Annotated in this window: 18 protein-coding genes; 7 read left to right on the top strand and 11 right to left on the bottom strand. The window is 57.5% G+C overall.

What is annotated here, in order from left to right:
- Window positions 1–24 precede the first annotated feature (24 nt).
- Window positions 25–1,854, bottom strand: coding sequence for a hypothetical protein (locus JTJ32_RS18615; RefSeq protein WP_184323202.1), 1,830 nt, complete (start codon window positions 1,852–1,854; stop codon window positions 25–27).
- A gap of 631 nt (window positions 1,855–2,485) precedes the next feature.
- On the opposite strand from JTJ32_RS18615, the gene JTJ32_RS18610 reads away from it, so the two are divergent.
- A complete protein-coding gene (locus tag JTJ32_RS18610) occupies window positions 2,486–4,351 on the top strand; it encodes an autotransporter family protein (RefSeq protein ID WP_236059369.1) in 1,866 nt (621 codons plus the stop codon).
- A 67-nt stretch (window positions 4,352–4,418) separates the two neighbouring features.
- Here JTJ32_RS18610 and JTJ32_RS18605 read toward each other — a convergent pair whose 3' ends face one another.
- The 4 genes from JTJ32_RS18605 to acnA all read right to left on the bottom strand — a co-directional run bounded on the left by JTJ32_RS18605 (window position 4,419) and on the right by acnA (window position 11,000).
- Window positions 4,419–4,946, bottom strand: a complete 528-nt coding sequence (locus JTJ32_RS18605) for a hypothetical protein (protein WP_236059363.1) — start codon at window positions 4,944–4,946, stop codon at window positions 4,419–4,421.
- 423 nt (window positions 4,947–5,369) lie between these two features.
- The gene (locus JTJ32_RS18600) at window positions 5,370–6,035 is read right to left on the bottom strand and encodes a hypothetical protein (protein ID WP_210042913.1); all 666 of its coding nucleotides are present in this window, start codon (window positions 6,033–6,035) and stop codon (window positions 5,370–5,372) included.
- Window positions 6,036–6,332: 297 nt separating this feature from the next.
- A complete protein-coding gene (locus JTJ32_RS18595; RefSeq protein ID WP_184323203.1) occupies window positions 6,333–7,898 on the bottom strand; it encodes a methyl-accepting chemotaxis protein in 1,566 nt (521 codons plus the stop codon).
- A 357-nt stretch (window positions 7,899–8,255) separates the two neighbouring features.
- Window positions 8,256–11,000 carry an aconitate hydratase AcnA gene (acnA, locus tag JTJ32_RS18590; RefSeq protein ID WP_210042912.1) on the bottom strand — a complete coding sequence of 915 codons (2,745 nt, stop codon included), beginning with the start codon at window positions 10,998–11,000 and terminating at the stop codon, window positions 8,256–8,258.
- A gap of 188 nt (window positions 11,001–11,188) precedes the next feature.
- Here acnA and rlmM point away from each other — a divergent pair, with 188 nt between their 5' ends.
- The 3 genes from rlmM (at window position 11,189) to pdxB (ending at window position 13,801) form a co-directional block, all read left to right on the top strand.
- Window positions 11,189–12,271, top strand: coding sequence for a 23S rRNA (cytidine(2498)-2'-O)-methyltransferase RlmM (gene rlmM / locus JTJ32_RS18585; RefSeq protein ID WP_210042911.1), 1,083 nt, complete (start codon window positions 11,189–11,191; stop codon window positions 12,269–12,271).
- A 50-nt stretch (window positions 12,272–12,321) separates the two neighbouring features.
- Window positions 12,322–12,576, top strand: a complete 255-nt coding sequence (tusA, locus tag JTJ32_RS18580; protein WP_099229004.1) for a sulfurtransferase TusA — start codon at window positions 12,322–12,324, stop codon at window positions 12,574–12,576.
- A 70-nt stretch (window positions 12,577–12,646) separates the two neighbouring features.
- Window positions 12,647–13,801, top strand: a complete 1,155-nt coding sequence (gene pdxB / locus JTJ32_RS18575) for a 4-phosphoerythronate dehydrogenase PdxB (RefSeq protein WP_210042910.1) — start codon at window positions 12,647–12,649, stop codon at window positions 13,799–13,801.
- Window positions 13,802–13,879: 78 nt separating this feature from the next.
- On the opposite strand, the gene JTJ32_RS18570 is transcribed toward pdxB, so the two are convergent.
- Complete coding sequence (locus JTJ32_RS18570; protein WP_029242830.1) at window positions 13,880–14,059, bottom strand: PA1571 family protein; 180 nt, start codon at window positions 14,057–14,059, stop codon at window positions 13,880–13,882.
- Between the two features lie 294 nt (window positions 14,060–14,353).
- On the opposite strand from JTJ32_RS18570, the gene JTJ32_RS18565 reads away from it, so the two are divergent.
- Window positions 14,354–16,132, top strand: a complete 1,779-nt coding sequence (locus JTJ32_RS18565) for an ABC transporter transmembrane domain-containing protein (RefSeq protein ID WP_210042909.1) — start codon at window positions 14,354–14,356, stop codon at window positions 16,130–16,132.
- Window positions 16,133–16,176: 44 nt separating this feature from the next.
- On the opposite strand, the gene ppnP is transcribed toward JTJ32_RS18565, so the two are convergent.
- A complete protein-coding gene (ppnP, locus tag JTJ32_RS18560) occupies window positions 16,177–16,458 on the bottom strand; it encodes a pyrimidine/purine nucleoside phosphorylase (RefSeq protein WP_099229001.1) in 282 nt (93 codons plus the stop codon).
- Window positions 16,459–16,677: 219 nt separating this feature from the next.
- Complete coding sequence (locus tag JTJ32_RS18555) at window positions 16,678–17,220, bottom strand: 3'-5' exonuclease (protein ID WP_099229000.1); 543 nt, start codon at window positions 17,218–17,220, stop codon at window positions 16,678–16,680.
- Between the two features lie 271 nt (window positions 17,221–17,491).
- Here JTJ32_RS18555 and JTJ32_RS18550 point away from each other — a divergent pair, with 271 nt between their 5' ends.
- Window positions 17,492–18,319 (top strand): substrate-binding periplasmic protein, encoded by an 828-nt coding sequence (locus JTJ32_RS18550; protein WP_184323310.1) that lies wholly within the window; start codon window positions 17,492–17,494, stop codon window positions 18,317–18,319.
- 40 nt (window positions 18,320–18,359) lie between these two features.
- On the opposite strand, the gene JTJ32_RS18545 is transcribed toward JTJ32_RS18550, so the two are convergent.
- Together JTJ32_RS18545 and eat are read right to left on the bottom strand one after the other, a co-directional pair.
- On the bottom strand, window positions 18,360–18,527 hold the full coding sequence (locus JTJ32_RS18545) for a DUF2897 family protein (RefSeq protein ID WP_003378661.1): 168 nt from the start codon (window positions 18,525–18,527) through the stop codon (window positions 18,360–18,362).
- Between the two features lie 126 nt (window positions 18,528–18,653).
- A complete protein-coding gene (eat, locus tag JTJ32_RS18540) occupies window positions 18,654–20,018 on the bottom strand; it encodes an ethanolamine permease (protein WP_184323208.1) in 1,365 nt (454 codons plus the stop codon).
- A 328-nt stretch (window positions 20,019–20,346) separates the two neighbouring features.
- Between eat and pyrF the strand changes: the two genes are divergently transcribed.
- The gene (gene pyrF / locus JTJ32_RS18535) at window positions 20,347–21,045 is read left to right on the top strand and encodes an orotidine-5'-phosphate decarboxylase (RefSeq protein ID WP_180274380.1); all 699 of its coding nucleotides are present in this window, start codon (window positions 20,347–20,349) and stop codon (window positions 21,043–21,045) included.
- 126 nt (window positions 21,046–21,171) lie between these two features.
- Here the strand turns inward: pyrF and JTJ32_RS18530 are convergent, their stop codons facing one another.
- Entirely contained in the window at window positions 21,172–22,182 is a 1,011-nt protein-coding gene (locus JTJ32_RS18530; RefSeq protein ID WP_099228996.1) for an NADP-dependent oxidoreductase, read from the bottom strand.
- Between the last annotated feature and the right edge of the window lie 184 nt (window positions 22,183–22,366).

The following is a 22,366-nucleotide window of genomic DNA, read 5'->3' as shown; positions in this document are numbered from 1 at the left end:
AGTCGTAACAGATAGCACGAACGCTTAAATGCCGCACAGGCCGCCTAAACGCATGTCCACGTAGGCAGTCGCGCGTTTGGAGTTGCCTTGGCCACGGTCACTTCGAACCTTAAAAGAAACTTCGGTATGCCCATAGCAGTGCTGGTCCAGTGTTGGGCGTGGAACGACTACCGTATAGCCGTTATTGACTTCATTTTGAGTGAGCGCTGGGGAGGTGTGTGTCCATTCAAATTTCTTGATGCCACCGACAAGGTCGTCGTAAGCCTCATAGGTAAAGTCAATGATTTGTCCTTCCTGAATATTGGTGTAAGGCTTGATGAAAATGGATGCGCCGTATTCACCGTTCTCGCGATTGATCGCTCCGTTTTCGTTCAACGAATTGAAATGAGGTGCATCGGGGCCACTCGGTCCGCCTGGAAGTTCATCTTTGGAACGTACGATAATGCCTTGCTCTGGGGAAGTCGTCATGTTGGGGTTTCCTGTCTGTGTAATAGTGTAATAAACGCGGATGTCATTGCCCGTACCGACCGGCTTGAATTTGCTGTTCAATGCGTTGAGTAAAAGCGGTCGACCTGCTGCAACGTCGCTGTTGGTAAGGATGTAGGGTTGTTCGAGAACTTCTTGTCCGCCCCAAAAAACAGTGACGATTTGTGAGGCCTTGAAAAGCGAGTTCCAGTTGATCAGAAGGGTGGCGTCCAGCTCAAAGTCGTTCTCATCAATAAGATTGTCTTCGTTGCTTGGGCTGCCGCTGCTGCCTTTGACGGTGAGTTTGTCCAATGCACCTGGAACAGGGAGTTCAATATTGACATTGATTTCAAGTCTTTCAGACGTGCCGATGATCTGGCCATTTCTGATCACGTCATACCTGAGGTCTCGTAAGCCATTCTGCGCCAGCTCGATCGTCGAGTACTGGACGTCGAAGATAAGAATGAAAGGTTCGCTGATATCCTCTGCTTCCACGGGCACTGGCCCGAGTTTTTCCGAGCCCCAGTAGAGAGCAATTTCATCTCCTCCTTCGATGATGGCGGAGCCAGGAATCTTGACTTCGACGCTGGCCAGAGCATCAGCGTGATCGATGAGGCCGTCGTATCCGTCAATGACGGGGGGCGGCAAGTCAGGTGTCACTTCTATCAGAAGCAGGGGAATCGTGATCTTTTTCGATTCGGCAGATACATTGCCTGCACGGTCTGTGACGGTGTAGTAGGTGGCACCGGCAGGGCTTTCAAGACGGGTCAGGAAGTCCTTTGTGAATGCGATTTCAATTGCTTCATTCTCATCCTCGGTACCCTTTAGCGCCAGCTCCGGACCTGGTACATCGCCCCAGTAGGTTTTGATGGTGTCGCCCTGCTTGAGCCCTGAGTAGCCAAAGATGCTACCCGTCAGTACATCACCCATGGCGCTTAGTTCTTCAAGCGTCAAGCCGTCTTTTGCACTATCCGGAAAATCCATGTAGCCCAGTTGATGGGTACCTGGTGGCGTGCGATCAACGACGATGTTTCTTGGAGGAGAAGACTGTATGGATCCGCTTGGATAGCCTGTGATTCTATACGTAAGCGCGTAGTCTCCATCAGACCGTAGTTCGTCTGCCACTGATATATTCAATTGTAAAAGAGTGCCTTCCGGAGGCAGGGGGTCAAGTTTGGCTTGACTGCCGACCAGTTTGCCATTCAGCTCTAGCTGATATTTATCTAGTGACTGAGCACCTTCCCAGACCGGAAATTCGACAACCACATCGCTTTCCAGGTCGATCGTCTTGATCAGCCCGTCTGTTTCGTCCGCTACTGATACGAAAGGAAGCGCGAGTGAAAGCTCTTTTTTTGGGCGGCGGGTATGTAAGTCTTTACGGTTACGCATGATCATTTCCATATTGGTTATTGATTTCACAGCTTTAATGGCGCCCGGAACATTGGTAGTAAAAGTATCAAGGCATTGCGCATAAGGTGTTGAGTACCTGAAAATCAAGTAATAGTAGGTGTGGGGCTTTGTCAATGATGGATTTACATTTTTTTGGAAGTTCTAGGGAAAACAAAATCCGTGGTTACGACCGTAGGAATCAGACTACTATTTTTTCGGATATGGACGGCTTTGATTTCGGTCTTAGATAAGGCGAATAATGACGAAACTCAAACACAATAGTTCCTTTTGATAAATGAGGTGACCTATTGTGATGAGAAGTTTCTTTGGCAGGAAAAGCGTGGCCAGCACGGGCGTGGGCTTCACACTCTATCTGACGGCCTTGCCTTTGATGGCAGTGCCTGTGGATCGATACATGTATATCGATGCTGACAGTCCAGTGGATGGTTACACGGTAGAACCGGGAGGGCATCTTGTTTCGAACGGCGCGGTGATTAACTCTATCAGGGCGCTAGTGGGACAGGTTGACTTGAGCGGCGGAACGCTTGTGCAGGGTCGCGTCGATTCACGTGGAACCGCTCGAACGATCGTAAAGGATTCCAGGATTTCAAATGACGATTTAATTGCACTGATGGCTGAAAGAGGCTCTTACGCGAAGCTTGATAATAGCGAGGTAGAGGCGTCGGGTATGGCGCTTAGCGTAACGAACGGTTCATCAATGGACATCGAAAATACCCGAGTCACAGCGATGACAACCCACTTTGCTTGGGCAGGTACCGGTGTGGGTATTTTCGGTTCGCAGGCCAATGTCTCGCATCAAAGCTACATCAAAGGCCTGACTAACGGCATCTGGATTACCGACTCCCAGATCGAAGAAAACGGAACCCGTTTCGATCTTGGTCGGCTGACCGTCGACAGCTCTACGGTGGAGGGTGTCAATGGCGCAGCCATAAAAGTGGAAGGACTTGCGGGCATACCGCATTTTGCGGAGATCAATATCCTGAACCGCGCTGCACTGATATCTGGTAACGGAAATCTTGTCGAAAGCGTTATCAACAGTACGTCCACCTTGAACGTCGACGACAGCGTCCTTTATGGCAATCTCTTCGCCGATGACACCAGCACCTTGAACGTCACCCTGCAAAACCGTGCCAGCCTCACTGGCGATATCATCAATGGCAATACCCTGGCTGTGAAGTCCGGTGGCAACTGGCAGATGGTGGGGGATAACGCTATGAGGTCGCTGTCCATGGACGGCGGTAGCGTGAATTTTGCCGAAGAGGGATTTCATACCTTGTCGCTGAATGAGCTGTCGGGGCAGGGCAGCTTTGGGATGCAAGTAAATCTGGACAAAGGCGTCGGCGACCTGATCGATGTCAACGGTCAGGCGAGTGGGCAGTTTGGGTTGCGGGTGCGTAATACCGGATTGGAAGTCGTTTCTTCCGACATGGAGCCCCTGAAAGTGGTCCATACCGAAGGCGGCGACGCGCAGTTCAGTCTGCTCGGTGGCCGAGTGGACCTGGGGGCTTTTTCCTATCAGTTGAAGCAGCAAGGCAACGACTGGTTCATCGTGGGCGAGGACAAGGTGATCAGTCCGTCCACTCAAAGTGCATTGGCGCTGTTCAATGCTGCACCAACGGTGTGGATGAGTGAGCTTTCGACGTTGCGTACGCGCATGGGAGAAATTCGCGGGACGGGCCAGGGCGGTAGCTGGATGCGCGCCTATGGCAGTCGTCTCAACGCCACTACCGGTGACGGCGTGGACTATCGCCAACAGATCAGCGGACTTTCGCTGGGTGCGGATGCGCCGGTCGAGGTCAGCAACGGTCAGTTGCTGTTCGGTGTGCTGGGCGGTTACAGCAAGTCGGACCTGGATTTGAGTCATGGCACTTCGGGCAAGATCGACAGCTACTATGCGGGCGCTTACGGTACCTGGCTGGCGGACGATGGCTACTACCTGGATGGCGTCCTCAAGCTCAACCGCTTCCGCAACAAGGCCAAGGTGGCGATGAGCGATGCCAGCCAGGCCAAGGGTGACTACAGCAACACCGCAGTGGGCGGTTGGGTAGAGTTTGGTCGTCACATCAAGCTGGCGGACGACTACTTTCTGGAACCCTTCGCTCAGTTGTCCAGTGTTGTTGTTGAAGGGAAGGACTACCGTATGGACAACGGCCTGAAGGCGAAGAACGACCGCACGCACTCGCTGTTGGGCAAGGTCGGCACCTCCGCGGGTCGTTCCATCGCGCTCAAGGACGGCGGTGTTCTGCAGCCTTACGTGCGCGTTGCATTGGCGCAAGAGTTCTCGCGCAGCAACGATGTGAGTGTCAATGACGCGAAGTTCGACAACAGCCTGTTCGGCTCGCGGGCAGAACTGGGTGCCGGTGTGTCGGTTTCGCTGTCCGAGCGCCTGCAGGTGCATGCGGACTTCGATTACATGAAAGGCAGGCATGTCGAGCAACCTTGGGGAGCCAATGTGGGTGTGCGCTTGGCGTTTTAACGCTTAGGGCGCAGCAGGTTTCATCTCATCCAAGGCCCCCGGTGATCGCTCACCGGGGGCTTTTCAGTCAGTTATCGGGGAAACGGCGGCTGATCCAGCGTTTTCGTTGTCGTTGTTTGGGCGTCAGCGGGGGCGAGTAATTGACGGTCACCTTCAAGGCAGGTGAAGTGCCGATCAGTTGGTTCTCCCGATGGATTTCATAATAAAGATCGACGAGCCCGTACTGCGGTTCGGCCATGAAGTGGTAGGACAGGCACAGCGCTCGCACGATGCTGTTTGCTCCGACACGGTGATAGACCTGTGTCGAAGATATATTCCTGCCCCAGTAAAAGAAGATGACATCGCCTTCGCATAGTTTTATGGATCCGGGGATGTGAATAACGATGCCCGCAAATACCTGTTCCTGAGTGATGGCGTCAGGGTTTACATGTGGCAGTTGAGGCGGTTTCAACGTGTCTGAAATATCAGAAGGTGGAATGGCTGCAATCAACGGCGTGTTTTCTGCATAGGCAGCAGCGGGTTCTTTGACTGAGTCGGCTGCGTTTTCCTTTTGTTGTTCTTCCGGTATTGTTGTTTTCGAATCATCTTCGCTCATCGCGTTCCCTTGCCTGATATCGATAGTTGTTATGAGAGTGTTGTATGTGCAACGGCGGTTTGTCGTTGCGGCAAATATTACAAGGCAATCTGCGGTCAATATCAAGTCGCTCGCCATTGGCGAAGTGTGCAACAGGTATCTGATTATGATGTTACAGGTTGTGTCCGTTTAAAATGTTTATTTTTGGCTCCTTGGCCTGTATTTAAAGGGCTAAACCTGAGTTCGGATCTTTCGATGTCATCAACTTTTCATACGTAGAGTAGGACGCTTACTACAGTAATTTCTGAAAATAAGTAAAGCGTCCTGCGATCATCCCTATCCCACTTCCGTGTAGGATATTTCGTGCGACATTATCAACGGAATCGTTCACGCGTTCGCGTGGGTGGCGATGTTTCATGTATTCAAATGAATGCATTTTGAGGCTTAACGCTGCATCGAGAGCTCGACGAGTTGCGCCATGATCGAAACATTGCCCGCCCGATCAGTAATCTGGTAGCTGAACGTGATGTGCTCGCTGTCCAGGTTCTTCAGAAATTCACGCTCAAAACCGATTTGCACAGGCCGGTCGGTCAGGTCTTGCGGCGTGACCACGTGAACCGGTCCTTCGAGGCCGTTGCACAGGGTCTGGATACGGTCACCGGGCTGCATGTCAGCGTAGCCGGGGATCGCGCCTTTCAGGAGGTCGCCGAAGTTGATCTGCGGGAAGATGATCGGGGCGAGGAGGGTTGCGCCGGGGGCGGTGCGGTCAACGATCAGCGGAGTGATGGGTGAATCTTCGCTGACTTGATTGATATGATTCGTCACCTCAAATCCTACGTGGTAAAGGCCCGACTTCATTAAGTATCGCTCCTCAAGATGCATGAGAAATGTATCGCCAGGCCCATTCACGTCCGACACGGCCTTGACTTCGCCGACGTTGAAGCCGTTAAGCTTCAGTTGGATAGTGTAGCCGGAACGCACCCCATCCCATAATACGACTTCAACAGCAATCGGTTGATCAAGATTTGCAGTGGGAATCAGCCCGTCAATCGGACTGGCGGCAGGGATTACAGGCGCTGAAAATTCATAGTTCCTATTATTAAAGCTCATGAGTTTCTCCGTTTAAGCAGGGTTGATTATGTTGATCTTGAAGAGCGGTATCACACGATGCTTTCAGCGTCGTTGTGATACCGTTCAACCATCATCAATTGAGCCTTCACGTAATCGGAGTGTGTTTGCGTTGTCAACGCCTGATTGCTTGATTTTCAGGTGACTGAGGTGTTACGGAATAGTCCTACTTGATGTAAATACCATGTTGTAGGAAACGGATCCTAAAAAAATTATGGTTAAAAATAAAAAGCCCCGACAAACCCAAGTCTGTCGAGGCTCTTCCAGACATTATCCCCCTTACCGATTAAACCGCTCCACCAGCGAATATTGCGAATTGGCCGTGTCCGTCAATGCCGCACTCAATACTGCAGAGCGATGTGCTTCATCGGAAGTCTTGTCGGCCAATCCTGCAATGGTCGAGATATTGCGGTTGATCTCTTCAGCCACCGAGCTTTGTTCTTCGGTGGCCGTGGCGATCTGGGTGGTCATGTCGGTAATGTTGGCCACCGCTTCGCTGATGCCCACCAGCGCCTGATCGGCTTCCAGTACGCGGGCTACGCCTTCTTCGGCCTGGCGATGCCCGATGTTCATGGTCTGCACGGCGTCGTTCGCGGTCTGTTGCAGTTTGGCGATCAGGCCATGGATCTGTCCGGTGGATTCGGCCGTGCGTTGCGCCAGTTGGCGGACTTCGTCGGCGACCACGGCAAACCCGCGGCCCATTTCTCCGGCGCGGGCGGCTTCAATGGCCGCGTTGAGGGCTAGCAGGTTGGTTTGATCGGCGATGCCTTTGATCACATCCACCACGCCGCCGATTTCATCGCTGTCCTTGGCCAGTTGCGTCACGGTCAGGCCGGTTTCGCCGACAGAAGTCGACAGGCGCTGAATGGCTTCGCGGGTCTCGCCAGCGATGTCGCGGCCGCGACGGGTCAGTTCGTTGGCCTGTTGCGTGGCCTCGGCGGCGCGATTGACATGGCTGGCGACTTCTTGCGTGGTAGCCGCCATCTGATTGATCGCAGCGGCAACCTGTTCGGTTTCCACGCGCTGACGCTCCAGCCCGGTCGAGCTGGCGTTGGCCAGCGAGTTGGATTGGCGTGCCTGTTGGTTCAAGTGTTCAGCGGTGTCCTGCAGGCGCGTCAGGCAGGTTTTCATGCGCGCCTCCTGACTGAGGATCGACATTTCCAGACGCGCCTGCGGACCGCGACTGTCGGTGTACATCTGCGCAATCAGCGGGTCGGACGTGGTCTGTTCGGCCAGGCGCAGCAGGCGCTTGGTGCCGCGTTGTTGCCATGACAGGCCCATCAGGCCCAGCGGCACCGAGAGCGCGGCGGCCAGGGCAAAGCCCCATGACGAGTTCAGCCATACGCCGATCAGGAAACCGAGTTGGCTGACGAGGATGAACGGCAACCAGTCCTGCAGCACCGGCAGCCATTTATCACGGCCAGGCACTGCGCTCTTGCCTTGGTTCAGGCGTGCATAAAGCCCTTCGGCACGACGGATCTGCTCGGCGGTCGGCTTGATGCGCACCGACTCGAAACCCACGACCTGGCGGTTTTCCAGCATCGGCGTCACATAGGCATTGACCCAGTAATGATCGCCATTCTTGCAGCGGTTCTTGACGATGCCCATCCAGGGCTGACCGGACTTGAGCGTGGTCCACATGTGCTCGAAAACGGCAGGTGGCACGTCCGGGTGGCGCACCGTGTTGTGAGGCGCGCCGACGAGTTCTTCATGGCTGTACCCGCTGATGTCCACGAAGGCTTCGTTGCAGTACGTAATCGTGCCGCGGGTATCGGTGGTGGAAATCAGGCGTTGTTCGGCAGGAAAAGTCCGCTCACGTTGAGTGATGGGCTGGTTATTGCGCATTGGATTTCGGTCCTTCGATCAATAAGACTTTTGCGTGTTATCGGCCGGTGACCCCGAAAATTGAATAGTCTCGACAGTGTCTTATTGATCAAGCCCCTACCGGTCCGGCATGGGAGAGGTAAGCAGCCCGAAATACATCAGGTTCAGCCCGAAGTGGCTGATGACCGAAGGCGGGCGCGCTGGACGTACACGCCAGGCCATGGTCGATACTCAGAGGCGTTCAATCAGCCAGTGCCGTGGGGCCATGGGAAGGGCGCTGATGAGTGAAGCCGGGTGTTCTACAGCGTTCTCAGGGTAAGGGATTGCCTGTGACAAAGTCCGCAGGCACCTGGGAAGTCCCAGGTGCCTGCGCGCTGATCAGGACGCGATCAACTGCCGCAGCACGTAATGCAGGATGCCGCCGGATTTGAAGTACTCGACTTCATTGAGCGTGTCGATACGGCACAGCACGTCGACCGTCTCCTGACTGCCATCCTCGCGGGTGATGTGCAATTGCAGGCCCATGCCCGGACGAATGTCGGCATTGGTCAGCCCGGTGATGCTCAGCGTTTCCTTGCCGCTCAGGTTCAGGCTCTTGCGGGTCTGCCCGTTCTTGAACTGCAGGGGCAGCACGCCCATACCGACGAGGTTTGAACGGTGAATCCGCTCGAAGCTCTCTGCAATCACTGCCTTGACGCCCAGCAGGTTGGTGCCTTTGGCCGCCCAGTCGCGGCTCGAGCCGGTGCCGTATTCCTGCCCGGCAATGATCACCAACGGCGTGCCGTCCTGCTGATAACGCATGGCCGCATCGTAGATCGCCAGCTTCTCGCCGGAAGGAACGTGCACCGTGTTGCCGCCTTCCTCGCCGCCCAGCATTTCGTTGCGGATACGGATATTGGCGAAGGTGCCGCGCATCATCACTTCATGGTTGCCGCGTCGCGAGCCATAGGAGTTGAAGTCCTGATAGTCGACGCCTTTCTCCTTCAGGTAGCGACCGGCCGGGCTGTCGGCCTTGATGTTACCGGCGGGGGAAATGTGGTCGGTGGTCACCGAGTCGCCCAGCAGCGCCAGGACGCGGGCATTCTCGACATCCTTGATAACGGGCAGAGGTCCGCCGATGTCTTCGAAGAACGGCGGATGCTGGATGTAGGTCGAATCGTCCTGCCACACATAGGTAGCTGCTTGCGGCACTTCAATGGACTGCCACTGCTCGTCACCGGCAAATACTTCGGCGTATTCCTTATGGAACATGCTGGTATTGACGCTTTCCACGGCTTCAGCGATCTCTTTCTGGGTCGGCCAGATGTCACGCAGGTAAACCGGCTGGCCATCCGAGCCTTCGCCCAGCGGCTCGCTGCTGATATCGATGCGCACCGAACCTGCCAGCGCGTAGGCCACAACCAGCGGCGGGGAGGCGAGCCAGTTGGTCTTTACCAATGGATGAACACGCCCTTCAAAGTTACGGTTGCCCGACAGCACTGACGCCACGGTGAGGTCCGACTGTTGAATGGCTTTTTCAATCGGCTCCAGCAGGGGGCCTGAGTTACCGATGCAGGTCGTGCAGCCGTAGCCCACCAGATCGAAACCCAAGGCATCCAGGTACTCGGTCAGACCAGCAGCCTTGTAATAGTCAGTGACCACTTTTGAGCCTGGGGCCAGCGAGCTTTTTACCCACGGTTTGCGCTGCAGGCCTTTTTCAACGGCCTTCTTCGCAACCAGCCCGGCCGCCATCATCACGCTCGGGTTGGAGGTGTTGGTGCATGACGTGATGGCGGCGATGACCACTGCACCATCCTTCAGGCGATGGGTTTCACCATTGTGCTCGTAAGAAATTTCGCCGCTGACCTGCGCTTCGTTGCCCACGGCAACGCCGCCTCCGCCTTCGCTTTCGAGTCGACCTTCCTCGACCTTGGCGGGTTTGACCTGCAAACCGAGGAAATCACTGAATGCCTGAGCGACATGGGGCAGCGCAACCCGGTCTTGCGGGCGCTTTGGCCCCGCCAGGCTGGCTTCTACGGTACTCATGTCCAGCTCCAGGCTGTCGGTGAATACCGGCTCCTGACCTGGCAGACGCCACAGGCCCTGTGCCTTGCTATAGGCCTCGACCAGTTTCACCGTGTCATCCGGACGACCGGACAGGCGCAGATAATCCAGCGTCACGTCATCGACCGGAAAGAAGCCGCAAGTGGCGCCATATTCGGGTGCCATATTGGCGATGGTGGCGCGGTCGGCCAGGGGCAGATCGGCCAAGCCGTCGCCGAAGAACTCGACGAACTTGCCCACCACGCCTTTCTTGCGCAGCATCTGGGTCACAGTCAGCACCAGGTCGGTGGCTGTGATGCCTTCCTTCAGTTTGCCGGTCAGCTTGAAGCCGATTACTTCAGGGATCAGCATCGACACCGGCTGGCCGAGCATGGCAGCCTCGGCTTCGATCCCGCCCACGCCCCAGCCCAGCACGCCCAGACCGTTGATCATGGTGGTGTGCGAGTCGGTGCCGACCAGGGTGTCCGGGAACGCATAAGTGCGACCGTCTTCCTCTTTGGTCCAGACCGTACGGCCCAGGTATTCCAGATTCACCTGGTGGCAGATGCCCGTACCCGGCGGCACCACGCTGAAGTTGTCGAAAGCGCTCTGGCCCCAGCGCAGGAACGCGTAACGCTCCCCGTTGCGCTGCATCTCGATATCGACGTTCTGCTCGAAGGCCTGCGAATCGCCGAACTTGTCGACCATTACCGAGTGGTCGATCACCAGGTCCACCGGCGACAACGGGTTGATACGCTGCGGATCGCCGCCGGCCTTGGCCACGGCGGCGCGCATGGCGGCCAGATCGACCACCGCAGGTACGCCCGTGAAGTCCTGCATCAGAACGCGGGCTGGCCGATATTGAATCTCACGGTCCGAACGCCGGTCTTTCAACCAGTTGGCGATGGCCTTGAGGTCATCGCCGGTGACCGTCTTGTCGTCTTCCCAGCGCAGCAGGTTTTCCAGCAGCACCTTGAGGGACATCGGCAGCCTGTCCAGATCGCCCAACGAGCGGGCAGCGTCCGGCAGGCTGAAGTAGTGGTAGGTCTTGTTATCGATGTCGAGCGTTTTCAGGCTTTTCAGGCTATCGAGGGAGGGCATGAACGGCTCCTTGTAGAATAATCTGTGAGCAACGAATCGCGGGTCCGGATGTATCAGGTCGTGGACGCCGCGTGTGGCTTCAAGCTTAGTGGACTGCCGGGCCGCGCCAGTGGTTCCTGATTCCGTTATCATGCGCGGCTTTCAAGTCCGCCGGGTTACGCCCGCGTGTCGTTGTCCCAGGAGTCACCATGAATACGCTGTTTATGCATTGCCGGCCCGGTTTCGAAAGCGAGGTTTGCTCGGAGATCGCCGACCATGCTGCGCGCCTGGAGGTGGCCGGTTACGCCAAGGCGCGCCCCAACACCGCCTGTGCGGAGTTCATCTGCAGCGAGCCTGATGGTGCCGAACGGCTGATGAATGGCCAGCGCTTCGATCAGCTGATTTTTCCTCGGCAGTGGGCACGCGGCGTCTTTCTGGATTTGCCGGAAACCGACCGTATCAGCGTGATCCTCGGTCAGATGGCCGATTTCCCGGTCTGCGGCAGCCTGTGGCTGGAGGTCGTGGACACCAACGACGGCAAGGAGCTGTCGAATTTCTGCAAGAAGTTCGAAGCGCCGCTGCGCAAGGCTCTGTCCCAGGCCGGCAAGCTGATCGACGATCCGCACAAGCCGCGTCTGCTGTTGACCTTCAAGAGTGGTCGCGAGGTGTTTCTGGGGCTGGCCGACGCGGGCAATTCGGCGATGTGGCCGATGGGCATTCCGCGCTTGAAGTTTCCTCGCGAGGCACCCAGTCGCTCGACCTTGAAGCTGGAAGAAGCCTGGCATCACTTCATTCCCAGAGATCAGTGGGACGAGCGTTTGTCCGGCGACATGACGGGTGTGGATCTGGGCGCTGCGCCCGGCGGCTGGACGTATCAACTGGTGCGCCGCGGCATGCTGGTGACCGCCATCGACAACGGGCCGATGGCGGAGAGCCTGATGGACACCGGGCTTGTGCAACACCTGATGGCCGACGGCTTCACCTACAAGCCTCGCCAGCCGGTTGACTGGATGGTGTGCGATATCGTTGAAAAGCCTGCCCGTAATGCTGCACTTCTGGAAACCTGGCTGGGCGAAGGCCTGTGCCGTGAGGCCGTGGTCAACCTCAAGTTGCCGATGAAACAGCGCTACGCTGAAGTGCGCCGTTTGCTCGACCGGATCGAAGAAGGGTTCAAGGAGCGGGGCGTTCGTGTATCGATCGGTTGCAAACAGCTTTATCACGACCGTGAAGAAGTGACCTGCCATTTGCGCAGACTGGACGTCGCCAAGACAGCGCGTCCGCGCAAGGGCTGACGTGGTTGTGCGAATTAGGTAACAATGACCACCCGTTTCTGGAGCCCCCCATGTCTGAATCCCTCGAAAGCCTCACCGTTGATGCCGTGCTGGATGCCAGCGGACTGTTCTGCCCTGAGCCGGTCATGATGCTGCATCAGAAGGTGCGCGACCTGCCGGCTGGCGGGCTGCTGAAGGTGATTGCGACCGACCCGTCGACCACCCGTGACATCCCCAAGTTCTGTGTTTTCCTCGGTCATGAGCTGATCGAACAACAGGCCGGTGACGGGACCTTCCTGTACTGGATTCGCAAGAAGCTGGACTGATCAGCTGTCGCTGCCTCTCACCCTTGCTCGCACTGAGCAAGGGCCAATGCCCGCCCTCAGAGAGACCTCCATGCGCATTGTCGCTGATGAAAACATTCCCCTGCTCGACGCCTTCTTTGCTCACTTTGGCGAGATCCGTCGTCTGCCGGGCCGCTCCATTGACCGTGCCGCCGTTGCCGACGCCGATATCCTGCTGGTGCGTTCCGTGACGCAGGTAACCCGCGAGTTGCTGGAAGGCAGTGCGGTGCGTTTCGTCGGAACCTGCACCATCGGCACCGATCATCTGGATCTGGCCTATTTTCTGGAAGCCGGAATCCAGTGGTCCAGTGCGCCGGGCTGCAATGCCCGAGGGGTGGTGGACTATGTGCTGGGCAGCCTGCTTACGCTGGCGGAAATCGAAGGTGTCGACCTCGCGCAGCGCACCTATGGCATCGTTGGCGCCGGGCAGGTGGGCGGGCGACTGGTCAACGTATTGAAAGGGCTCGGCTGGAACGTGCTGGTCTGCGACCCTCCGCGTCAGGCGGCTGAATCGAGTGATTTCGTCACGCTTGATGAGATTATCCAGCGCTGCGATGTGATCAGCCTGCATACGCCCCTCACCAGAGCCGTCAATTTGCCGACCTGGCACCTGTTCGACGAGTCGCGCCTGCGCCGGCTCAGGCAGGGTGCATGGCTGATCAACGCCAGTCGTGGGGCCGTGGTCGATAACGTCGCACTGCACGACGTGCTTCTTGATCGCGAAGATCTGCAGGCCGTGCTCGACGTCTGGGAAGGCGAACCGCAGGTCAACGTGCCGCTGGCTGATCTGTGCGTGATCGCCACGCCACACATCGCCGGTTACAGCCTCGACGGCCGACAGCGCGGGACTGCCCAGATCTATCAGGCGCTGTGTGCCTTTCTCGGACAGCCCGCTTCCATTTTGCTTGAAGATTTGTTGCCCAGCCCCTGGCTTGCCCAAGTGACGCTGGATGAGAGAACCGACCCGGTCTGGGCCTTGAACATGCTGTGCCGGGGCGTTTACGACCCACGCCGGGATGATGCCGATTTCAGGCGCAGTCTGGTGGGTGATACCGCCAGTCAACGTCTGGCCTTCGACGCGCTGCGCAAGCACTATCCGCCGCGTCGGGAGATCGAAGGGCTCAGGGTCGGTCTGGGAGGCGGCTCGGAGACTCTGGCGAAGCTTGTCAGGGCGCTTGGCGCAGTGGTCATCCCGGCAGCCAGTTAAGCCGCGCCGCGTCCGTTCATGGATGACAGAAAGAAAAAACCCGACTGTCGAGTCGGGTTTCAAGGCATTCGGTGTTGCTCAGTTTTGTTCTTCAGGGGTGACCCAAAGCTTGTCACACGCCTGGCAGGCTGCCTGAACCATTTCCTCGGTGATCACAACTTCGCGCCCATCCTGGTCGAGAATCGCGCCGCCAACAGGCAGGTCAGGGGTCGCTCGAACGATGGTGACTTCGCTGTTGCTGCGTTCTTGCAGGCTCATGGTTTTTCTCCTCTCATCAGGGTTGCGCTTTGAAATTATCGACGCTTGATGACCGCCCGATGACACTGTCGGGTCGCTCAAGCGTGTCTGCAGTCCAGCAGAAATAGAATACATCTGCCAGCCGTTGCTTATATCGATCCCTTATAGCGATTTCGTAAAGCTGTCATACCACATGACCCTCCAGACGCCGATCTAGTTCAGCGAATTTCGCCAACATCCTTAGGCGTTTTCGTCGCCTGAGAGGTGTAGGCTGACGGATCAGTCAATCCAGACGTACAGACAGGTTGGTTTTTCATGACTTCAGTGGTTCCCCGTCGTCAGCGTCAGGCCATTCGTCTGGCTGTGGGTTTTATCGCACCTTATCGATGGCAGGCGCTGGGTGCCTTGCTTGCGCTGGTTGTCACGGCAGGCATCACGTTGTCCATGGGGCAAGGTATCAAACTGATGGTCGATCAAGGGTTCATGACCCGCTCGCCCGAATTGCTCGAACGCTCCATTGGCCTGTTCATGTTGCTGACGGTCGGTCTGGCCGTCGGTACGTTCACGCGTTTCTATCTGGTGTCATGGATTGGCGAGCGAGTTGTTGCAGACCTGCGCAGGAGCGTATTCGATCATCTGATCGAGTTGCATCCCGGCTTTTACGAGAACAATCGCAGTTCCGAGATTCAGTCGCGACTGACGGCCGACACCACCTTGCTGCAATCGGTCATCGGCTCTTCATTGTCGATGTTTTTGCGCAACGCCTTGATGGTGGTGGGCGGCGTCATATTGCTGTTCGTGACCAACCCCAAGCTGACCAGCATCGTGGTGGTCGCGCTGCCATTGATCATCGCGCCGATTCTGATGTTCGGCAGGCGCGTGCGCAGTCTGTCTCGCGAAAGCCAGGACCGGGTGGCCGAGGTCGGCAGCTATGTGGCCGAAGCACTGGGGCAGATCAAGACCGTCCAGGCCTACAACCACCAGCAACAGGACAAACAGCGCTTTTCAATGACGGCCGAACAGGCTTTCGACACTGCCCGCAAGCGGATCCTGCAGCGTTCGTGGCTGGTCACAGTGGTGATCGTGCTGGTGCTGGGCGCTGTCGCGGTGATGCTCTGGGTCGGCGGGATGGACGTGATCAGTGGCCGCATTTCCAGCGGCGAACTGGCAGCATTCGTGTTCTATGCGCTGGTGGTCGGCATGGCCATCGGTACCTTGAGTGAGGTGATCGGTGAGCTGCAGCGGGCAGCGGGTGCTGCTGAGCGGATCAGCGAACTGCTTCAGGCTCGTAGCGAGATAACGGCGCCGACCACTGATCTGCAACGCCTGCCTGCACGTGTTACCGGGCGACTGGCGCTTGAAGACGTCTGCTTTGCCTACCCGTCACGTCCGGAACGCAATGCGATCGACCACTTGACCCTGGCTATCCAGGCGGGTGAAACCCTCGCCGTCGTGGGGCCGTCAGGGGCGGGGAAATCAACGCTCTTTGACCTGTTGCTGCGCTTCTATGATCCTCAGCATGGACGTGTCCTGCTGGAGGGTGTGCCGGTTACCGAGGTCGACCCTCTGGACCTGCGCCGCTGTTTCGCGTTTGTCTCACAGTCGCCTGCACTGTTTTTCGGCAGCGTCGAAGACAATATCCGCTACGGCAATGCTGCCGCTACGTCCGAACAGGTCGAGGCCGCCGCACGCATCGCTCATGCTCATGAGTTCATCCTCGACATGGCTGACGGCTACCAGACTCACCTGGGAGATAGCGGGATGGGGCTGTCAGGCGGACAGCGTCAACGTCTGGCCATTGCCAGAGCGCTGCTGGTCGATGCGCCGATTCTGTTGCTGGATGAAGCCACCAGCGCACTGGATGCGCAAAGTGAACACCTCATTCAGCAGGCGTTGCCGAGCCTTATGAAAGGGCGTACGACGCTGGTGATCGCCCACAGGCTGGCTACTGTCCAGAATGCCGACCGTATCGCGGTGATGGACAAGGGGCGGCTGGTGGCAGTCGGTACACACAAACAACTGATCGCCAATAACCCGCTGTACGCGAGGCTGGCGGCGTTGCAGTTCAATGTCGGGATGGATGAAGCGGGGTAGGGTGCGAGAAGCCGTGGGAGGACAGGCCCTCCCACGTCGGTCCGTCAGCGATACTCGCACAGGTAGGCAGTGTCGACGCTGACCTTGAGCTGGAATTTGCTGTTGGCGGGGACGTCGAACTGACTGCCGGTGGCAAAGGTTTCCCAGTCGGTGCTGTCAGGGAGTTTTACGCTCAGCTCGCCCGAAAGCACGTGCATGATTTCTTTTTGCGCTGTTCCGAACTCGTATTCTCCCGCAGCCATCACACCGATGGTTGCCTGACCTTCAGCCTGGCTGAAAGCGATGGATTTGACGGTGCCGTCGAAGTACTCGTTAACCTTGAACATGGGCGATTCCTTTATGAAAGGGTTAAAAAGGCTCGCCAGTATGCCCAACGGGCGAAATGCCGTCACTTTTAATACCAAGGGCTTAATACCAAGTGACTGACGGTAGTTCGCGGCGTCTTGCGGCAGACACCGGACCGCGGGGGGCGGCTTCCCATCGATGCAGTCGACGCGGCATATCGGAAGAACCGCATAATCGTTCATCATCAGGGAAACCGTTTTTCAGTTGGGCAGAATCAAGGGCAGCAGCCTGGCCGTGTTGCGGGCGTCGACCAGCGCGCGATGCTGTTGCCCTGTGAATTGCATCCCGGCCAGTTGCAATGCGCTGTTGAGTCCGACCGGGCGTTGCAGCTGGCGAGCCTGGGCAAAGCGTTGTTTGAGATTGACGTAGGGCATGTCGGACAAGGCGCTGGTCATGTCGTGCTGACGCCATTGTTCCTCCAGTTGCTTGCGGTCGTAATCGCCCCAGCTCGCCCAACCCACCATCCGGGCCCGGTGATGACTCAGCCAGCGCTCGAACAGTGGCCACACAACGGGGAATGTGGCTGCACCGTCGATATTGTTCTGGCTGATGTGCGTCAATTCACGGCAGAAATGAGTCAGCACAGGCCTGCGTATCGGGCGCACAAAGCGCTCGAAGTGATCCAGTTCCCGGCCGTCCTGATTGACCAGCGTCGCGCCTATTTCGATGACTTCCATTTCCGTGACGGGCCAACCACCTTCTTCAGTGGTTGCCTCAAGATCAATCACCAGCCAATGCGGCATTATCAATGCTCCCGTCAGTATGCGTCAGGTTGAGCGTAGCCATTTACGGACGGCTGTGCCCGGTGCTCTCGTCAGCCGGCAATCATGCGGACGCTTCTTGATGCGCCCTCACTCTTGCATCGACCCTGCCAGCCATTATTCGTGCGTTTTTCGTAAGTCTGAAGAACTCTTGGGAAGCACTCTACTGAATCGATACTTGTTCGCTGATTTATGGAGTTGTTTAACGCGACGAAACCGCATAGCTTGTGCGGTTTTAATCGATGTCGTTTTTATGAAGAAACATGCAGTGATAATCGAGCTGTTTGCGCGCAGGGCAGTGGTGGGAACGCTTCTGGTGGCGTCGCTGCTGGCTGCATCGCAGGCTGCCGCCGTTCAGATCGTTCGCGTTGCTGCGGTGCATTTCCCGCCCTACATGGTCCGCCCCGAAAAAGGCGAGGACGCGGGGCTTCTGCCGCAGTTGGTGAAAGCCTTGAATGCCGAGCAAGACGATTATCAGTTCATCATGGTGCCCACCTCGGTGCCGCGCAGGTTCCGAGACTTTTCGGAAGGGCGTTTCGACATCGCGATCTTTGAAAATCCTGACTGGGGCTGGAAGGAGATCGCTCACGAGACCGTAGACCTGGGTCTTGAGGATGCTGAAGTCTACGTGGCCCGTCGAGCCGAAGGGCGTCAGCAGGACTATTTCAATGACTTGCATGACAAGCGTCTGGCGATCTTCAGTGGGTATCACTATGGGTTTGCCAACTTCAATGCCGATCAGAAATACCTGGCTGAGCATTTCAACATCACGTCCACCTATTCCCACGACAGCAATCTGCTGATGGTGCTACGTGGACGTGCCGACATCGCGCCCGTCACGCGCTCCTACCTTATCGATTTCATGTCACACAACAAGGACGAGGCCTCACAGTTGCTCGTCTCTGAACGTGTCGATCAGGTTTACCGGCAGTACGCACTCATGCGTCCGCATGGCGCCATAAACGGCGTGCGCTTCAGTGAGCTGCTGCAGAAGCTGCGGGAGGACGGGGAGTTGGACATTATCTTCAGGCCGTTAAACATCAAGGTCTTGCCGATGCAGGCCGGGGTCGTTCTGGAATGAAGCAGGGCTGACGGGCTCAAGCGCCTTTCAACCCTGAGGGTCAGCGGTCCTTGGCGTCCTTGGCGTCCATTTCGGCATTGCGCTCATGGACACGCTTGAGTTGTTCTTCGGTCAACGGCAGCTTTTTCGCCGTATCGCGCAACATCATCAGGCCACCTACGATCGAGCCGATTGCAACCAACAGAATTAACCAGGCATACCAGGGCATAACGCTCTCCTTCTTGTGATACCGGTTTGAGCTGCGGTGCAGCTCATTGGTTCAAGTGTAAGCGTCATGCAGAGGCCGCGCGCGATCAATTCGCGTGCGGCCTCATGGGTTTGCGCAAGGGTAACGTCAGAGGCCGGTCAGCATGGCGTCGGCAGGTGCATCGGCGCGGGACTTGGCGGTCAGGCTGAAGTAGATAAAACCGATCGCCATCAGGCCGAGAAAGATCAGACCTATCAGCATGTTGAACCAGGCCATCGCGATCAGGCACACCACCGCCAGGGCCAGTGCAATGCCTGGAACCACAGGGTAGCCGGGTGCACGGAACGAGCGCTCGAGTAATGGCTCGGCCTTGCGCAGCTTGAACAGGCTGAGCATGCTCATGATGTACATCACGATGGCACCGAATACCGCCATGGTGATCATCGCAGCGGTCAGTGTCATGCCGCCCAGGTTGATCAGTCCGTCGCTGTAGATGGCGGCGATCCCGATCAGGCCACCGGCGATGATTGCCCGGTGCGGCGTCTGGAAGCGCGACAGTTTGGCCAGGGACGCCGGAAGATAGCCGGCGCGGGCGAGGGCGAAGAATTGACGCGAGTAGCCCAGGATGATCCCGTGAAAGCTGGCGACCAGACCGAACAGACCGATCCACACCAGCATGTGCAGCCAGCCGGAGCTGTCGCCGACCACGGCCTTCATTGCCTGCGGCAGCGGGTCGTTGATGTTGGACAGGGTGCGCCAGTCGCCCACGCCGCCTGCAAACAGCATCACGCCCAGTGCCAGAGTCACCAGTGTCAGGATGCCGCTGATGTAGGCCTTTGGAATGGTGCGCTTCGGATCTTTCGCTTCCTCGGCCGCCATGGCTGCGCCTTCGATGGCCAGGAAAAACCAGATGGCGAACGGAATGGCTGCGAACATGCCCGCGATAGCCTCTGGGCCGAATGTCTGCGAACCCGCCCAGCCGTTCAGAGCGAAGTTGCTGAAGCTGAAGGCGGGCGCGACCACACCCATGAACACCAGCAGCTCGGCCACGGCAAGAATGCATACCACCAGCTCGAAGGTCGCCGCCAACTTCACGCCCATGATATTGAGGGCCATGAACACAATATAGGCACCGACTGCGGCATGCTTGGGATCAAGTCCGGGATACTGCACGTTGAGGTACGCACCGATCGCCAGTGCAATGGCCGGTGGTGCGAACACGAATTCGATCAACGTTGCCATGCCGGCGATCAGGCCGCCTTTCTCTCCGAACGCGCGACGGCTGTAGGCAAACGGTCCGCCAGCGTGGGGAATGGCGGTGGTCAGTTCGGTGAAGCTGAAGATGAAGCAGGTGTACATGGTCGCAACCATCAGCGCTGTTACCAGAAATCCCAGGGTGCCTGCCACACCCCAACCGTAGCTCCAGCCGAAGTATTCGCCGGAGATCACCAGTCCGACAGCGATCCCCCATAAATGCAGCGTGCCCAGCGTTGGCTTGAGTTGAGTGCTCATTGTTATCTCCCTGAGGTTCGAAGTTCGTCGAAACATTTTGTTGCAGGGACTTGCAGAGGCCGTGCCAGTGCACGACAAACCGTCGTATTGCTTCAAAAGAGGTCGTTTGCAGAACGGATCGATGAATCGTTTCAGGTAGGTGTGCGGCTTTGGTGCGTGCCGGTCTATGGGTGTTCTCTGCAAGTGCGGTCGCAGGTGGTTTTCATGGCAACCAAGCTGACGTCTGAAATGGTGACCACACGCGTGGCAAATACCGATCTACGGGTCCCGTCCATCCGCAGGTTCGGCTACAATGCGCGCCGATTTCGACTTACCTGAGAACCCGCCCATGTCCGCCTGCCAGACTCCCGTTATCGTCGCCCTGGATTTCCCGACCCGAGAAGCCGCCCTGCGTCTGGCTGATCAGCTCGACCCTAAGCTGTGCCGGGTCAAGGTCGGCAAGGAACTGTTCACCAGCTGTGCGTCGGACATCGTCGAAACGCTGCGTAACAAGGGTTTCGAAGTGTTCCTTGATCTCAAATTCCACGACATTCCCAACACCACTGCGATGGCTGTCAAAGCCGCAGCAGAGATGGGCGTCTGGATGGTCAATGTTCACTGTTCGGGTGGCTTGCGGATGATGGCTGCGTGCCGTGAAGTCCTGGATCAACGCAGTGGCCCGCAGCCGCTGCTGATCGGCGTCACGGTACTGACCAGCATGGAGCGCGAGGATCTGGCCGGTATCGGGCTGGATATCGATCCGCAGGTGCAGGTGCTGCGTCTGGCGGCGCTGGCGGAAAAGGCGGGTATGGACGGTCTGGTGTGTTCGGCGCTTGAAGCGCAGGCCCTGAAGACTGCTCACCCGTCATTGCAACTGGTGACGCCCGGCATTCGCCCGGCAGGCAGCGCGCTGGACGATCAACGCCGTATCCTGACCCCGCGTCAGGCACTGGACGCAGGTTCGGACTACCTGGTGATCGGCCGCCCGATCAGCCAGGCAGCCGATCCGGCCAAGGCGCTGGCGGCAGTGGTTGCCGAACTGGCATAACGGGCGACAAACCCAATGGGTTGCAGCAAGACCCGTATATAAAGATGGCTGCTCGGCGTGGCTTGACTCAACGTGACGTCGCGTGCCAACGCCGGGCGTTGGCACGTTCATCTGACCCGGATGACGTCAATCCACCTTCAGCATCAACTTGCCGAAGTTCTCGCCACTGAACAGCTTGAGCAGGGTTTCAGGGAAGGTTTCAAGACCTTCCTCGATGTGTTCCTTGCTCTTGATCTTGCCTTCCTTGACCCAGCCCGCCAGTTCCTTGCCAGCTTCGCCGAAGCGGGCAGCGTGGTCCAGGACCACGAAGCCTTCCATCCGGGCACGGTTGACCAGCAGCGACAGGTAGTTGGCCGGGCCTTTGACGGCCGTGGTGCTGTTGTACTGACTGATTGCGCCGCAGATCACGACGCGCGCGCCAACGGCCAGTTGGCTGAGCACTGCATCCAGGATGTCACCGCCCACGTTGTCGAAGTAAACGTTCACGCCATCCGGGCATTCACGCTTCAATGCCTTGTGAATGTCGCTCTCCGCCTTGTAGTCGATGGAGGCATCGAACCCCAGCTCTTCGGTCAGCAGGCTGCATTTTTCCTTGCCACCGGCAATCCCGATCACACGGCAGCCCTTGAGCTTGGCAATCTGCCCGGCAATGCTGCCCACGGCCCCGGCTGCGCCTGAAATCACCACGGTGTCGCCACTCTTCGGCAGACCGACGTCCAGCAGCGCAAAGTAAGCGGTCATGCCGGTCATGCCCAGCGCCGAGAGGTACAGCGGCAGCGGTGCGAGGTTGGTGTCGACCTTGTAAAAGCCCTTGGGCTCGCCGACGAAGTAATCCTGAACGCCGATGGCGCCCTGCACATGATCGCCCTTGGCGAATTTCGGGTTCTTCGACTCGATGACCTCGCCCACACCCAGTGCGCGCATCACTTCGCCAAGCTCGACGGGAGGGATGTAGGACTTGCCCTCGTTCATCCAGCCACGCATGGCAGGGTCCAGCGACAGGTATTTGTTTCTCAGCAGAATCTGGCCGTCTGCCAATGCCGGGACAGGGACTTCCTGGTAAGTGAAGTCATCCCGGCGCACGGCACCGGAAGGTCGTTTGGCGAGCAGGAATTGGCGATTGGAAAGATCAGTCATGGCAGGGCCTCCTAATAGAGTCAAAAAGGGATTCAAGCCTCGGACGGTAGCTGAGGCAAGCGGCGGTCGTTGAGCGAATGCCGCCTGATCCATATGGTTGATAGGAGTCCCTGTGGGCGACGGCGTTCAAATTGATGAGCGTTGCTGTCCCAGAGCACGTGGCTGCGCCTTGAGTCGGCCAGGC

The sequence above is a fragment of the Pseudomonas alliivorans genome, from assembly GCF_017826695.1.
Lineage (GTDB): Bacteria > Pseudomonadota > Gammaproteobacteria > Pseudomonadales > Pseudomonadaceae > Aquipseudomonas > Aquipseudomonas alliivorans.
The sequence above is the reverse complement of the archived record's forward strand: the minus strand, read 5'-3'. Positions and strand labels throughout refer to the sequence as shown.

Excerpts from the sequence above, each read along its gene's own strand:
- JTJ32_RS18615 (WP_184323202.1), bottom strand. The coding sequence starts at position 1,854 with ATGCGTAACCGTAAAGACTTACATACCCGCCGCCCAAAAAAAGAGCTT.
- JTJ32_RS18610 (WP_236059369.1), top strand. The coding sequence starts at position 2,486 with ATGGCTGAAAGAGGCTCTTACGCGAAGCTTGATAATAGCGAGGTAGAG.
- JTJ32_RS18605 (WP_236059363.1), bottom strand. The coding sequence starts at position 4,946 with ATGAGCGAAGATGATTCGAAAACAACAATACCGGAAGAACAACAAAAG.
- JTJ32_RS18600 (WP_210042913.1), bottom strand. The coding sequence starts at position 6,035 with ATGAGCTTTAATAATAGGAACTATGAATTTTCAGCGCCTGTAATCCCT.
- JTJ32_RS18595 (WP_184323203.1), bottom strand. The coding sequence starts at position 7,898 with ATGCGCAATAACCAGCCCATCACTCAACGTGAGCGGACTTTTCCTGCC.
- acnA (WP_210042912.1), bottom strand. The coding sequence starts at position 11,000 with ATGCCCTCCCTCGATAGCCTGAAAAGCCTGAAAACGCTCGACATCGAT.
- rlmM (WP_210042911.1), top strand. The coding sequence starts at position 11,189 with ATGAATACGCTGTTTATGCATTGCCGGCCCGGTTTCGAAAGCGAGGTT.
- tusA (WP_099229004.1), top strand. The coding sequence starts at position 12,322 with ATGTCTGAATCCCTCGAAAGCCTCACCGTTGATGCCGTGCTGGATGCC.
- pdxB (WP_210042910.1), top strand. The coding sequence starts at position 12,647 with ATGCGCATTGTCGCTGATGAAAACATTCCCCTGCTCGACGCCTTCTTT.
- JTJ32_RS18570 (WP_029242830.1), bottom strand. The coding sequence starts at position 14,059 with ATGAGCCTGCAAGAACGCAGCAACAGCGAAGTCACCATCGTTCGAGCG.
- JTJ32_RS18565 (WP_210042909.1), top strand. The coding sequence starts at position 14,354 with ATGACTTCAGTGGTTCCCCGTCGTCAGCGTCAGGCCATTCGTCTGGCT.
- ppnP (WP_099229001.1), bottom strand. The coding sequence starts at position 16,458 with ATGTTCAAGGTTAACGAGTACTTCGACGGCACCGTCAAATCCATCGCT.
- JTJ32_RS18555 (WP_099229000.1), bottom strand. The coding sequence starts at position 17,220 with ATGCCGCATTGGCTGGTGATTGATCTTGAGGCAACCACTGAAGAAGGT.
- JTJ32_RS18550 (WP_184323310.1), top strand. The coding sequence starts at position 17,492 with ATGAAGAAACATGCAGTGATAATCGAGCTGTTTGCGCGCAGGGCAGTG.
- JTJ32_RS18545 (WP_003378661.1), bottom strand. The coding sequence starts at position 18,527 with ATGCCCTGGTATGCCTGGTTAATTCTGTTGGTTGCAATCGGCTCGATC.
- eat (WP_184323208.1), bottom strand. The coding sequence starts at position 20,018 with ATGAGCACTCAACTCAAGCCAACGCTGGGCACGCTGCATTTATGGGGG.
- pyrF (WP_180274380.1), top strand. The coding sequence starts at position 20,347 with ATGTCCGCCTGCCAGACTCCCGTTATCGTCGCCCTGGATTTCCCGACC.
- JTJ32_RS18530 (WP_099228996.1), bottom strand. The coding sequence starts at position 22,182 with ATGACTGATCTTTCCAATCGCCAATTCCTGCTCGCCAAACGACCTTCC.